Consider the following 12,143-nt stretch of genomic DNA (forward strand, 5'->3'; position numbering starts at 1 on the left):
GCGAGCCGACGGGTGGTGACCGCGTCCCAGCCCTGCTGCTCGGCGAGTTCGCGGGCCGTGGTCACGATGAGGCGCTCGCGCTCCGCCCGCTCGCGTGCCTTGCGTTCCTGTACCGACATGATTCGATGCTAGCACCGCTAGACAAGCGAGCGGCAGAAGTATTAGCGTTGCCTCAACAGCTAGCAGTGCTAGATCCCTGGGAGGGGCGTCATGTTCAACGCACTCGAGGTATTCACCACCGTGGTCGTCGGCCTGATGGTGGGGGTGGAGTTCTCCGTCGCCTTCGTCATGAACCGGATCTTCAGCGCGCTCCCCGAGGACGGCGACCAGCTCGCCCGCTCCCACGGGGGCCGGATGCTCGGCGCCGTGATGCCGGTCTGGTACATCGGCTCACTCGCCCTCACCGCGGTCTGGGCCGTTGCCGGATGGGGCAACCCCGGCACCGGTCTCGTCGTCACCGCCGGCGCGCTGCTGATCGTCAGCGTGATCATGTCGATCCTGCTGCTCGTCCCGATCAACGACCGGGGCAAGACGTGGACCCCGGAGAACCGGCCCGCCGACTGGAAGGAGCAGATGAACCGCTGGGACCGCTACCACTACGCCCGCGTCGCCGTCATCATCGCCGCCTTCACCCTGCTGGTCACCGCCCTCGTCTGAGCCCGCGGGACCTCAAGTCCGCGGTCCGCACCCAGGGCCCGGACGCCGACGCGCCCGACTCCGCCGGCATCCCCAGGACGTGGGCCCGCCGACACCCGCCGGGCGACAGCGAGAGGAGGTACCGGAAATGGCCGAGCTGCAGAGCCTCGACCCGTCCGGGCCAACCTCCAGCCGTCCCGTACGAGTTCGCGCCTGCCGCGCCAGTGCCGTCCCGCCAGCCAGGGCAGCAGGAGCGCGGCGGTATCACGGTCAGGGTATAGAACCGTGGCCGGCGACAGGACATGGGCGTTGGCCGGGGTCGCGGAATCCAGAAGGCGGACGACCCGAGAGAGCTCCTCAACGGCGTACGGGCGGTGGGCGCCGGCGGCGCCCACCTGTCCCCCGTGTCGCCGGCCGGGTCATCGCCGGAATGCGCGCCCACCGCACCGCCCATCCCCACCGCTCCTTGGACCGGCTCACGCAGCGGGAGCGCGAGGTCCTGGCAGGGCTCGTCGCAGGGCTGTCCCAACGCTGAGACAGCGGCCCGACTGCACCTCGTCGAAGGCACGGTGAAAGCACACGTCAGCGCCGTCCTGACGAAACTGGGCGCCCGCAACAGGGTGGAGGCGGCCGTCGCCGCCCACGAGGCGGGCCGCATCCCGTCGCGCCGCGGCTGAACCGGGCTCGGTCCCCGGCTGTGCGGCGCGCCTGCGTTCAGCCGGCCACACGGACCCGGCTGGTTTCGGGTCGGCCCGGCTTCTCGTTCTCAGCGCAGTTGCTGGGCGAGTCCGATGATGATGCCTTCCGGGCCGCGGAGGTAGCAGAGCAGATGGCTGTCGTCGAACCGGGCCATCTCGCCGACGAGTTCGGCGCCGTGAGGGCGCAGCCGGGCAACGGTGTCCTCGATGTCGTCGACGGCGAACATGACGCGGTGCGTACCCAGGACGTTGTGCGGCCGGTCACGCGGCCCGGCGCTGATCGCCGCGGGACTGCGGTACTTCGCCAGCTCGAGCCGGCTGTGACCGTCGGGGGTCCGCAGCATCGCGATGTCACACCGGACGCCGTCGAGTCCGGTGCACTGGTCGGCGAAGAGGCCCTCGACCTCAGCCCTGCCCTCCAGCTCCATGCCGAGTTCCACGAAGAACGCGATGGCGGCGTCCATGTCCTCGACGACGATGCCGACGTTGTCCATCCGCTGAATCGCCATGCCGGATTCTCCTTCTGCCTCGTGCGGCCGGTGGTGCCCCCTGATGTTCCCGGGACGGAGCCGGTCGTACGTCGTCGACACCCGCAGACCGCCGAACCGGCACCGGAGCACGCTCGTCCCGGCAAGGAGCCGAGGGACGGGGACGCATGCCCTGAGCCGTGCGCCGTCAGAGCTTCGGGGCCGCCGGCAGGGTGGTCGTGCAGCCTGCCTTCGCCGCCGCGCGCAGGGCCGCCTCGCGCGCCAGCGCCGGCAGTGCTCCCGGTTCGCCGCGCGTCGCGGCTTCGAACTCGGTGCCGGCCGTCACCCGCAGCGAGGTCACTCCGGCCGACCGGACCGGATCGGCGCATTTCGCGGTCACTGTGACAGCCCGGGAGGAGAGGTCGAAGCGGCTCTCGCCCGGTTCGGCATCCTTGGACGCGACCACCCGCAGCGAGAAGAAGTCGTCCATCCTGTGCTCGCCTTCGAAGGTCACCTGTCGGCTGAGCAGGCACACGCGGTCACCCGGAGACTCGGCTTCCACCTTCCTGCCGCCGGCGAACCGCATCAACGCGTCCGGATCCACCAGCCCCTCGCAGGCCTCGGTGATCGCCGCTCGACTCTCCGCCGGGCCGCCGAACCGGTCGATCAGGAACAAGGCGCCCGCGCCTGCGGCCGTGGCGGCCACCACCACGACCAGCCCGGCCCTGCCGATCCGTCTGCCCCTGATCCCGGCCATCCGTCCCCCGTTCCCCGTTCCCCGACGTCAGCGGGACGCCACCGTCCGCCGGTGCGGGCTTCTCGAGGGGAAGGGACGAGCCCCCGCCCCGAACGGTTCCCGGCGGCTCGGCCGAGCGACGCCGCAGGGTCAGCGAGGCGAGAGGAGGCAGAACTCGTTGCCTTCCGGGTCGGCCAGAACCGTCCAGTGGATCGCGGACTGGTCGATGCCGGGGTCGGTGGCGCCCAGGGCGCGCAGCCGGGCTTCTTCCACCTTCACATCGTCACCGGGGTACGGCCTGACGTCGAGGTGGACGCGGTTCCACCCGCTCTTGGTGTCGGGGGTGCGGATGAACTCCAGGTAGGGGCCGACCCCTTGGGCGGAGCGCATGGTCGCCTGTACGTCCGTGACCTCGTGCAGCGTCCAGTCCATCGCCTCGCCCCAGAACCGGGCCATGCCCCGCGGGTCGGTGCAGTCGACCACCACCGCGGCGATCGGCCCGGTGTCCCGGTAGACCGGTCGGGGCTCCAGGACGCAGAACTCGTTGCCCTCCGGGTCGGCCATGACCGTCCAGGGGACATCACCCTGACCCACGTCGGCGAGCGTCGCACCGAGATCCTTCAGGCGCGCGACCAACTCCGCCTGATGGGCCGTCGAGGTGGTGGCCAGGTCCAGGTGCACCCGGTTCTTCACCGTTTTGGGCTCCGGGCGGGCGATGATGTCGATGCAGACGGCCACCGGGTCGGGGTAGGCGAAGCCGAAAGGTTCGAGGTTGGTCACGCCGGGCCCCTCGCTGTCGACACCCCAACCGAGTGCCTCAGCCCAGAACCGGCCGAGCGCGGAGTCGTCGTGGGCCTTCATGTTGATCTGAACGAGTCGCGTTGCCATACGGATGATCATAGAAGCCGCCGCCGGCCGCCGGGGCCCCGGAGACTGCGCCCCGGAGATCCATTGCAGGACCGGGCCTCGTAGGTTGGGCATTTCCAGGACGACGCTCCGCACCGTGCGGTCAGCGAGACGAGGGGTGGGACATGCGCGGGACGGAAGCGGTAGCGGCACTGGCCGAGCTCATGCCGGTGGCTCACGGGGTCGACGAGCGTGTCGACTGGGGCGAGGTCGAAGCGGCTTGGGAAACCCGTTTCCCGTCGGACTACGTCCGCTTCATGGAGGTGTACGGGTCGGGGGTGATCAGCGGAGTCATCAGCATCCTGCTGCCGTCCCTGCATGTCGAAGGCTATCCGTACACGGACGGACCGGGCCTTGAAGACGAGACGGGCATCGCCCGTGAGCTCTGGGAGAGCTGCCGTGGGGAGAGCGGCTTCGACGTGGACCTCGAGTCCATCGTGGCCTGGGGTGTGACCTCGGGCGCGGACATCTACTGCTGGGTGACCACGGACGAGGACCCGGATCGATGGCCCGTCCTGACGTACGTGAGGTACACCGACGAGATGCAGTTGCACTCCCTCGGGATGGCCGAGTTCCTCCTCAAGGTCCTGAACGACGAGGCCTTCCGGGAGCGGAAGATCAGTGTGGTCCTGGGGGACGAGGTGTCCTTCGTCAACTGGCGGAATGCCTGAGCCGCGCCCTCCGGGTCGCCTCGCAGGCCTTCACTTCTCACGCCGTCTCGCCCATCTGGGCCGAGCGCCTACTGGCCAACGCCTCGTCCGCCGACCACCTGTGAAACAGCGACAGGGGCGTCCTCCTTCGGGCGGAGCGCGTTCGGGAGACCGAGAAGGGTGAGGAAGGCAGTTGCCGCGGGTGTGCGGCCGGCGTGGCTCCAGATGAGGTGCTCGACGCGGGTCGGCGCGTCGGTGACCTGCACGGAGGTGACGCCGGCCAGCTGGGCGGCGTAGGCGGAGGGGAGCAGGGCGATGCCCAGGCCCTGCCCGACCAGGCGGGCGAGGAAGTCGGCGTTGGTGACTTCGAAGGCGACGTCTCGGCTGAGACCGGCGGCCGCGAATGCCTGATCGGACTGCACGCGGCCGGCTGTGTTGGCCGGCAGGTCGACGAACACCTCGGCGGAGAGCCTGCGGAGGTCGGCTGTCGGTTCCTGGGCGAGGGGGTGGTCCGGGGCGACCACCGCGACGAGCGGGTCACGGGCGAGTTCGACGGCCTCGACGCCTTCGGGGCGCGCGGTGGTCGGAAGTCCGAGGAAGGCCACGTCGAGTGCCCCTTCCCTGACCTGCTCGGTGAGTTCCTCGCTCGCACCCACGCGCAGGGTGATGCGCACGTCCGGGTGCTGCCGGTGGAAGTCGCGCAGGGCGCTGGGGATGTCGACTGCGGCGACGCTGGGGATCAGACCCACGGCGAGCCGTCCGCGTACCTCCCCGACGGCCGCGGCGACCTCTGCGACCGCGCGCTCGGCGGCGTCCAGGCACTGACGGGCGATGGGGAGGAACGCGGCACCGGCCGGTGTCAGCCGCACCCGGCGGCTGGTGCGCTCGAAGAGTCTCGCACCGAGTTCCTTCTCCAGGCGCGCGATCTGGTGGCTGAGGGCCGACTGGACGACCAGGCACCGCCCGGCAGCCCGGGTGAAGCTGTTCGTTTCGGCGACGGCGACGACGTAGCGCATCTGCTGGAGCTCCATCGATCCATCTTCCACCGCGATCAATGAGGTGACAAACATGTGTTGGACTCATTGATCACTGCCGGATCAGACTGCGGACATGACCAGTCCAGCAACTCGGAGCCTTCTGGCCGGCACCGTCGGCGGCGTCCCCCATCGACATCTGCCGCGTGCCGTCCTGACGGCGCTCACCCCCATCGTGTGGGGCACGACCTATATCGCCACCACGGAGCTCCTCCCCCCGGGACACCCCTTGTTCGCCGGGCTCTTGCGGGCGCTCCCCGGCGGCCTGATCGCGCTGGCACTCACCCGGACGCTGCCGCGCGGAGGATGGTGGGGGAGGGCCGCAGCGCTCGGCCTGCTGAACATCGGCCTCCCTTTCCCGCTGCTGTTCACCGCGGCCGAACGCCTGCCGGGAGGCGTGGCTGCCACCCTGGCGGCGGCCCAGCCGCTCATCATCGCCCTCCTGGCCGTGGCGGTCCTGCGCGAGGCGCTGTCCGCCTGGCGGCTGGCCTGGGGACTGACCGGCATGGCCGGCGTCGGCCTGGTGGTGATCGGGCCGAGCGCGGCATTCGACGACCTCGGGATCCTGGCTGCCCTCGGCAGCGCAGCGTCCATGGCACTCGGCATCACGCTCACCAAACGCTGGGGACGACCTCCCACAGCAGGCCCGACCGCCTTCGCAGGCTGGCAGCTCACCGCAGGAGGGCTGTTCCTGCTGCCCGTCACCTTCCTGGTGGAGGGGGCACCGCCCGCCGTCGACCTGACCGCCGCCCTGGGCTACCTCTGGCTGGGCCTGGTCGGCGGACTGATCTCGTACGTCCTGTGGTTCCGCGGCATCACCACGCTGCCCGTCACCTCGGTGGCCGTACTCGTCCTGCTCTCACCACTGGTCGCCGCGCTGCTCGGTGCCGTCGTCCTCGGACAGACCTTCGGTCCGGTCCAACTCCTGGGCTTCGGGCTCGCACTCGCCGCGATCGTCGCGGGACAGCTGCCCACGCCCACCCGCTCACACTCCTGATCTCAGGCGGGAGGACGGCAGGAGGATCGCGTCATGTCGAAGGACAAGACCCGCTCTGGTCACGGGGCGCGGCCTGCGGCCCGGGCGCTGCCGCCGCCCGCGGAATGGATCAGTCCCGGATGAGCAGAACGGTGAACCCCGCGACGACGCCCAGCGCCACGGCGAACAGGGAGTACCGGGGCCGCGACTCGCGCAGTACGGGAAGGAAGTGGTCGACGGAGAAGCGCCCCGGCCCGGTGAGCGTGACGGTGAGGGCTCCGGTGAGCAGCAGCACTTCGAGTTCGACGCCCTTCGGGGGGAAGAAGGCGCTGAGCCCCCGCACGTCGAGGACGTTGACGAAGGTGCCGATCAGGGCCGCTCCGGCGAGTGGGGTGAGGAAGCCGAGGGCGAGGCCGAGGCCGCCGAGGGTCTCGGAGAGGGCGGCGATGACGGCCATGGCGTCGCCGGCGGGGTATCCGGCGAGGGTGAAGCCCTTGCCGGTCGCGGCGAGCCCCGGACCGCCGAACCATCCGAAGAGCTTCTGCGTGCCGTGACCGACCATCGCGAGGCCCACGACGATCCGGAGCACCAGCAGACCCACGTCGTGGGTCACGGTGGTGCCGGGGGACGACGCGACGGTGAACATCGCCCGGTCCCTCTGGTCTTGCCACATGGACGTCCCGTCCTTCCGGCGCCGGTGAGCGACGGCCACCCTACGGCGCACGTCCGCGACGACCTGGCCGCAACGGCGGCGGGTCGTGCCGACGACCCGTTCGGCCGCAGACCAACGGCCCGAGGGCCGGGGGCACTCTCGGCGGTGCCGCCGTCGAGGAGGACGGCTCCCTGCCGGACGGCTCCGTCACCGACTGCCCCGCCGCGGGTCGCGGCGCCTGCTTGCGGCTGCGCGGCGAGGACCCGTTCGTGGTGGAGGTCCGCGACCCGGGCGTAGCGGGGTGACGGTGAGCCTGCCGCTGCACCTGCGCAACGGCTGGGCCGCCCGCGCCGTGTCCCGGCTCGACCGGCTGCGTGCCGCGCCGGCCGACGACCGCTGAGCCGGGCAGGTACCGTGCAGGGGGGCGGGGCATGTCTGGACGGTGTATCTGCTCATGTGCGGACTCGTGCCGTGGGCCGGAGCCAAGAGCATCTGGACGCTGGGCGGCGATGCGCTCGGAGTTTCGGCTGCCGACTGGCAGAGGACGACGAGCGCCGGCGCGTCGGGGCTGTCGGCGGCGGCCGCGGAGGTGGGCGTCGACGTGACCGTGCTGGCCGCGATGGTCGGGGTCTTCCTGCTGCTCGGGCTGTTGCACGCGTGGGGGCAGGTGTTCCCCCGCTGGACGCTGTTCCTGTCCGGACGACGGGTCCCGCGCCTGCTGTCACTGGTCCCCGCCCTGCTGACCGGTGTCCCCTTGACGCTGTACGGGGCCGTCCTCGTGGTCATGGCCCCGCTCATCGCGCTCGGCGTGCTGCCCGGGATGGATCCGGACCGGGCCGAGCGGCTGACGTAGCCGGGGCCGATGCCCGAGCGCCGCTCCTGGTGACGGCCGGGGCCGACGGCGATCGCACGGCACCCGGGTCCGAGCCGGATTCCGGACACCCGGTGCTCGTCGGCATCCGGAAGCTGCTCGCCGTCTCCGTGGCGGACGCCGAACGAGGGGGACCGGGCGAGGTCTTCGACACCGTCGAGGTGGCCGCGGCGCAGCTTGCCGACTGGGCAGCGGGCATCTTTCGACTGCGGGGCGAGCAGTCCGGGCTTGTCCGGCTCGGCGCAGAGGAAGCAGATGCCGCCCACAGGGAGTACGGCTGGACGGTCGGCTGACCGCCCGAGAGGGTTCTGGGATCGTGGGCTCCACCGCATCCATGCCACCTGTGACCCGCGGATCCGCGGCTCGGCGCGGGTGCTCGGCAAGCTCGGTATGACATGGGAAGCACGTCATCGTCACACCGCGCTGATCCGGGACGGCTGGCGGGACTCCGAAATGTTCAGCATCCTCGAAGACGAGTGGTGCGAGAAGGACCGGCCGAAGGGCGACGAGTAGCCGGGCCTGGCGGCCCGTTCCGGCTGGTCCGGCCGCCCGTCTCGTCGACGGGGCGGCTGGACGGACTCGGCTCCTTGCCGATCACGGTGGCAGAGGCCGTGGGCTTTACGGCCTCTGCCCGTGGCGGTCTGCCAAGGCCCGCACACCGGGGGCACACGCCTCCCGAACGGCGGCGAGTTCTGTCGCCGGCAGACGCCGGGAGGCGCCTCGGCGGCTGCCGTCCAGGCGTGCGGCGCCGGCCTCGAGCCATTGCGGGAGCGGCTCGACACCGATGAAGGCGGCCAGCCGGGCCAGCTCTTCGTGGGGCTCGTCGAGCAGGTCCTCGTAGGCGAGAGTGGTCCGTTCGGGAGCGGGCACCGTGTCGAGATGGGCCACACCTTGGAGGATGAGTTGCGACCACAGCGCCGCGAAGCCGGTCGGCGGCAGCTCGCGGTCCAGCACGAGTGCGGAATCGAACCGTTCGGCCAGCAGCTGCGACAGCTCGGGCGGCAGGGAGCGGATCTGCTCTTCGGTCAGTTCCTCGACGCGCTCTGCGCCGGTCCGGGCGAGGATGTCCCGTAGCAGGAAGATCAGCCGGTATCCCGTGTGCCGGCTCATGGACAGCGCACAGTCGGGCCCGTCCCTGAACAGGTGCACGAAGCGTGCCTGCGGGAAGACCCTGCGCAGCAGCGGCACCCGTTCCAGTGAGTAGCCCGACCGCTCGACCACGGCTGTGCGCCCGAATCGTGCGCACAGCAGGCGGAACAGGGCCTCGTAATGGTCGGCGGCGGTGCGGTTCGGCCAGCCCCGCACCTGCTTCTCCAGCTCGTCGAAGAGCCCGTCCGGGTCATCGCTCAGGTGCGGAAGCACCATCAGGGACAGGGCGGGGATGCCGGTGGTCTCGGTCGCGAACCGTCCGGGACGGCGCGTGTAGACGAACTCGGGCATCGGTACCCCGTTGCGGATCATCCGCTCGAAGAGGGGATTGGGATCGGCGAGCAGCCGCCAGAACTCCTCTCCGCCCAGGCGGCCTTCGGGGAATCCCCGGCTCTGCACGGACGACAGGAGCTCGTTCAGGCTGAGCACATCCGGATGTGCGTTGAGGATGCCCGACAACGCGGTCGACCCGCTCCGGCCCGTACCGACAACGAAGGTCAGAGTACGCACGTCAGCAATCTCCCTCAGCGTCGACCGTGGCTACCGCGAGCAGACTTCCCGCAATCCCGTCCCCCGACCCCTCTGCCTGGCAGCAAGCACCATGTGGTCTCCGTCGAGGAGAGCGGTACGGCCGTGCCTGGTCGGTCACGCCCGCACACCTCCCGTATGGTCCGAACCCGAACGAATTGCGCCGTCAAACACGGGGAGCTGTTGGTGAAGACGAGGAAGCTGACGCCGGTGCTCGGGAGTGCCGCAGCAGGGCTGTTGGTCCTCGCGAGCGGGACCGTCTCCGCCGCGACGCAGGCAGGCGTCGTCCCGGCTCAGGCAGGCGTCGTGCCGACGCAGGCCACGGCGGCATGCGCCCTCGACCCGGCGGTGGCCCACGAGAACGTCAAGATCCGTAATGCTGCCAAGGTCAACGCCACCGCCCTCGGTCTTCTCCCGAAGGGAGCGAAGGCGACCTATGCGGCCTGCCAGGTATCGCTCGCAGGCACCTACTCGCTCTGCGGCTGGAAGGGCGACAACCGGTGGTCCTACATCACCTACCGGGGCGTCAAGGGCTACGTGCCGCTCGCCTGCGTCGTATAGCCCTGCCGCCGGAGCAGCCGAGAGCAGGACCGTCCCTCGTCAACCGGAGAGGCGGTCCTGCTGCGCACTCAGGGGTGATGCCGAGCCGCGCGGAGCCGAGGATGCCAGCGGGGCCCGCCCCCCGTGGCCGGAACTCGACAGGGTCAGGTGAACAGATGGCTACCAGCTGGTAACTTGCTGGAGTTGATCAAGGTCGGAGCCGTGGTCGACCACGCTCCCGACCAGAGCCACCCCCCCCAGTTCAAGGAACCACATTGGCACGCACCGTCCGCACGACGGCTCTCGTCTCCACTTCGGCCCTCGCACTCGGCCTCTCCCTCTTCGCCACCGCGGCCCCGGCGGCCGCCGCCGAGGCGCCCACACCGCACCTCGACTCGGTCGAGCAGACCCTGCGTCAGGTCTCGCCCGGCCTCCAGGGGTCCGTCTGGGAGCGCACCTCGGGCAACCGCCTCGGCTCGTCCACGCCCGGGGGCGCCGACTGGCTGCTCCAGACCCCCGGTTGCTGGGGCGACGACGCCTGCTCCGACCGGCCCGGTTCGCGCCGCCTCCTGGAGAAGATGCGCCAGGACATCGCCGACGCCCGGCAGACGGTGGACATATCGACGCTGGCGCCCTTCCCCGACGGCGGCTACCAGGAGGCGATCGTCGCGGGCCTCCGGGAGTCCGCCCGGAAGGGCAACCGGCTGAAGGTGCGCATCATGGTGGGTGCCGCGCCCGTCTACCACTCCACGGTGATCCCCTCGTCCTACCGGGACGAACTGATCGCGAAGCTGGGCCCCGCCGCCGGCAGCATCACCCTCAACGTGGCGTCGATGACCACCTCGAAGACAGCGTTCTCCTGGAACCACTCCAAGCTGGTCGTCGTGGACGGCACTTCGGTGATCACCGGCGGCATCAACAGCTGGAAGGACGACTACCTGGAGACCGCCCACCCGGTGAGCGACGTGGACCTCGCGCTGTCCGGGCCCGCGGCGGGCTCCGCGGGCCGCTACCTGGACTCCCTGTGGGACTGGACCTGCCGCAACAAGGGCAACTGGGGCTCCGTCTGGTTCGCCGCCTCGTCCGGCGCGGACTGCATGCCCACCCTGCCCCGGCCCGCCGTCCCGGAGGGCGGGGGGAACGTGCCCGCGCTCGCCGTCGGCGGTCTCGGTGTGGGCATCCGTCAGAGCGACCCCACCTCCTCCTTCCGCCCCGTCCTCCCCACCGCCGGCGACACCAAGTGCGGGATCGGACTGCACGACAACACGAACGCCGACCGGGACTACGACACGGTCAACCCGGAGGAGAGCGCGTTGCGCGCCCTGGTCTCCAGTGCGACCTCGCACATCGAGATCTCCCAGCAGGACGTCCACGCCACCTGCCCGCCGCTGCCCCGCTACGACGTGCGCCTGTACGACGCCCTGGCCGCGAAGCTCGTGTCCGGCGTGAAGGTCCGCATCGTCGTGAGCGACCCGGCGAACCGCGGCACGATCGGCAGCGGCGGCTACTCGCAGATCAAGTCCCTCTCCGAGGTGAGCGACGCCCTGCGCGGCCGGGTGGCGTCCCTGACCGGTGACGGCACGCGGGCGCGTACGGCCCTGTGCGAGAACCTCCAGCTGGCCACCTTCCGTGCCTCGGACCGGCCGACCTGGGCGGACGGCAAGCCGTACGCCCAGCACCACAAGCTGGTCTCCGTCGACGGATCGGCCTTCTACATCGGCTCGAAGAACCTCTACCCGTCCTGGCTCCAGGACTTCGGGTACGTCGTCGAGAGCCCGGCCGCGGCCGAGCAGCTGAAGCGCGACCTGCTGGACCCGCAGTGGCGCTACTCGCAGACCACCGCGACGTACGACTACGCCCGCGGCCTCTGCCAGGCCTGACGGCTCCGCCCCGCCCCGGGGGCGGGGCCCGCACGGCGGTGCCGCTGCGGCGTATTCCGTAGCGGCGCCGCGCGAAGGGGCGGACTGCCGGTGCCGCCGTGTTACCCGCAGGGGCAGCGCCGGCCTTCCGGTGGAGACCCGCGTACCCCCCCCCAACCCGACTCCGGCCTTCAGCCGGATCCCTTCACCAAACGCCCGGCGCTCAGCAGTCACGCCCGCGTCCTCCGGATCCCGCATGCCAGCGGCATTCAGCGATCACAATCCGTCATTGACCCATGCCAGGTCCGAAAATCGCGGTAGCGGATTCGGGCCGTCACCGCGCCGACCACAGCCCGCGCACCGCCCGGTACCGCCGGTCCGCCGACACGCCAGGCGTCGTCCCGTCACTCACTGTGCGTGACTCGTAACATCTGGTGCGGA

14 protein-coding genes and 2 pseudogenes are annotated in these 12,143 nt (G+C 70.8%); 9 read left to right on the plus strand and 7 right to left on the minus strand.

All coding sequences use genetic code 11. The features are described from left to right. Positions 1–119: pseudogene (locus tag ACIGFK_RS02645) on the minus strand (TetR family transcriptional regulator); the annotation flags it as partial. A 91-nt stretch (positions 120–210) separates the two neighbouring features. Between ACIGFK_RS02645 and ACIGFK_RS02650 the strand changes: the two are divergent. After that, positions 211–657 carry an anthrone oxygenase family protein gene (locus ACIGFK_RS02650; RefSeq protein ID WP_376660812.1) on the plus strand — a complete coding sequence of 149 codons (447 nt, stop codon included), beginning with the start codon at positions 211–213 and terminating at the stop codon, positions 655–657. Positions 658–968: 311 nt separating this feature from the next. Further along, a pseudogene (locus ACIGFK_RS02655) lies at positions 969–1,313 on the plus strand (helix-turn-helix transcriptional regulator); the annotation flags it as partial. A gap of 89 nt (positions 1,314–1,402) precedes the next feature. On the opposite strand, the gene ACIGFK_RS02660 reads toward ACIGFK_RS02655, so the two are convergent. The 3 genes from ACIGFK_RS02660 to ACIGFK_RS02670 form a co-directional block, all read right to left on the minus strand. Further along, positions 1,403–1,843 (minus strand): VOC family protein, encoded by a 441-nt coding sequence (locus tag ACIGFK_RS02660; RefSeq protein WP_400050228.1) that lies wholly within the window; start codon positions 1,841–1,843, stop codon positions 1,403–1,405. A 166-nt stretch (positions 1,844–2,009) separates the two neighbouring features. Beyond that, entirely contained in the window at positions 2,010–2,477 is a 468-nt protein-coding gene (locus tag ACIGFK_RS02665; RefSeq protein ID WP_376660814.1) for a hypothetical protein, read from the minus strand. Between the two features lie 210 nt (positions 2,478–2,687). Beyond that, positions 2,688–3,425, minus strand: a complete 738-nt coding sequence (locus ACIGFK_RS02670) for a VOC family protein (RefSeq protein ID WP_400050230.1) — start codon at positions 3,423–3,425, stop codon at positions 2,688–2,690. Between the two features lie 143 nt (positions 3,426–3,568). Between ACIGFK_RS02670 and ACIGFK_RS02675 the strand changes: the two genes are divergently transcribed. After that, a complete protein-coding gene (locus ACIGFK_RS02675; protein ID WP_376660816.1) occupies positions 3,569–4,114 on the plus strand; it encodes an SMI1/KNR4 family protein in 546 nt (181 codons plus the stop codon). 68 nt (positions 4,115–4,182) lie between these two features. Here ACIGFK_RS02675 and ACIGFK_RS02680 read toward each other — a convergent pair whose 3' ends face one another. Continuing rightward, positions 4,183–5,124, minus strand: coding sequence for a LysR family transcriptional regulator (locus ACIGFK_RS02680; protein WP_386471035.1), 942 nt, complete (start codon positions 5,122–5,124; stop codon positions 4,183–4,185). Positions 5,125–5,203: 79 nt separating this feature from the next. On the opposite strand from ACIGFK_RS02680, the gene ACIGFK_RS02685 reads away from it, so the two are divergent. Next, positions 5,204–6,124 carry an EamA family transporter gene (locus tag ACIGFK_RS02685; RefSeq protein ID WP_400050232.1) on the plus strand — a complete coding sequence of 307 codons (921 nt, stop codon included), beginning with the start codon at positions 5,204–5,206 and terminating at the stop codon, positions 6,122–6,124. 109 nt (positions 6,125–6,233) lie between these two features. Here ACIGFK_RS02685 and ACIGFK_RS02690 read toward each other — a convergent pair whose 3' ends face one another. After that, a complete protein-coding gene (locus ACIGFK_RS02690) occupies positions 6,234–6,749 on the minus strand; it encodes a DoxX family protein (RefSeq protein WP_400050578.1) in 516 nt (171 codons plus the stop codon). A 460-nt stretch (positions 6,750–7,209) separates the two neighbouring features. Here ACIGFK_RS02690 and ACIGFK_RS02695 point away from each other — a divergent pair, with 460 nt between their 5' ends. The 3 genes from ACIGFK_RS02695 (at position 7,210) to ACIGFK_RS02705 (ending at position 8,139) form a co-directional block, all read left to right on the plus strand. Continuing rightward, the gene (locus tag ACIGFK_RS02695; protein WP_400050234.1) at positions 7,210–7,608 is read left to right on the plus strand and encodes a hypothetical protein; all 399 of its coding nucleotides are present in this window, start codon (positions 7,210–7,212) and stop codon (positions 7,606–7,608) included. Positions 7,609–7,700: 92 nt separating this feature from the next. Further along, positions 7,701–7,919, plus strand: coding sequence for a hypothetical protein (locus ACIGFK_RS02700; RefSeq protein ID WP_376660821.1), 219 nt, complete (start codon positions 7,701–7,703; stop codon positions 7,917–7,919). 97 nt (positions 7,920–8,016) lie between these two features. Next, entirely contained in the window at positions 8,017–8,139 is a 123-nt protein-coding gene (locus ACIGFK_RS02705) for a hypothetical protein (protein ID WP_386471025.1), read from the plus strand. 105 nt (positions 8,140–8,244) lie between these two features. On the opposite strand, the gene ACIGFK_RS02710 is transcribed toward ACIGFK_RS02705, so the two are convergent. Beyond that, positions 8,245–9,285, minus strand: coding sequence for a sulfotransferase family protein (locus ACIGFK_RS02710; RefSeq protein WP_400050236.1), 1,041 nt, complete (start codon positions 9,283–9,285; stop codon positions 8,245–8,247). A 204-nt stretch (positions 9,286–9,489) separates the two neighbouring features. Between ACIGFK_RS02710 and ACIGFK_RS02715 the strand changes: the two genes are divergently transcribed. Together ACIGFK_RS02715 and ACIGFK_RS02720 are read left to right on the plus strand one after the other, a co-directional pair. After that, positions 9,490–9,864, plus strand: coding sequence for a hypothetical protein (locus tag ACIGFK_RS02715; RefSeq protein WP_400050238.1), 375 nt, complete (start codon positions 9,490–9,492; stop codon positions 9,862–9,864). 254 nt (positions 9,865–10,118) lie between these two features. Continuing rightward, on the plus strand, positions 10,119–11,723 hold the full coding sequence (locus ACIGFK_RS02720) for a phospholipase (RefSeq protein ID WP_400050240.1): 1,605 nt from the start codon (positions 10,119–10,121) through the stop codon (positions 11,721–11,723). Positions 11,724–12,143 lie beyond the last annotated feature (420 nt).

The organism is Streptomyces sp. NPDC085524 (assembly GCF_044541755.1).
Classification (GTDB): Bacteria; Actinomycetota; Actinomycetes; order Streptomycetales; family Streptomycetaceae; genus Streptomyces.

Bases quoted from the DNA above. Each gene is read 5' to 3' on its own strand.
- ACIGFK_RS02685 (WP_400050232.1), top strand. From the start codon at position 5,204: ATGACCAGTCCAGCAACTCGGAGCCTTCTGGCCGGCACCGTCGGCGGC.
- ACIGFK_RS02675 (WP_376660816.1), top strand. From the start codon at position 3,569: ATGCGCGGGACGGAAGCGGTAGCGGCACTGGCCGAGCTCATGCCGGTG.
- ACIGFK_RS02670 (WP_400050230.1), bottom strand. From the start codon at position 3,425: ATGGCAACGCGACTCGTTCAGATCAACATGAAGGCCCACGACGACTCC.
- ACIGFK_RS02690 (WP_400050578.1), bottom strand. From the start codon at position 6,749: ATGTTCACCGTCGCGTCGTCCCCCGGCACCACCGTGACCCACGACGTG.
- ACIGFK_RS02705 (WP_386471025.1), top strand. From the start codon at position 8,017: ATGACATGGGAAGCACGTCATCGTCACACCGCGCTGATCCGGGACGGC.
- ACIGFK_RS02680 (WP_386471035.1), bottom strand. From the start codon at position 5,124: ATGGAGCTCCAGCAGATGCGCTACGTCGTCGCCGTCGCCGAAACGAAC.
- ACIGFK_RS02695 (WP_400050234.1), top strand. From the start codon at position 7,210: ATGTGCGGACTCGTGCCGTGGGCCGGAGCCAAGAGCATCTGGACGCTG.
- ACIGFK_RS02660 (WP_400050228.1), bottom strand. From the start codon at position 1,843: ATGGCGATTCAGCGGATGGACAACGTCGGCATCGTCGTCGAGGACATG.
- ACIGFK_RS02650 (WP_376660812.1), top strand. From the start codon at position 211: ATGTTCAACGCACTCGAGGTATTCACCACCGTGGTCGTCGGCCTGATG.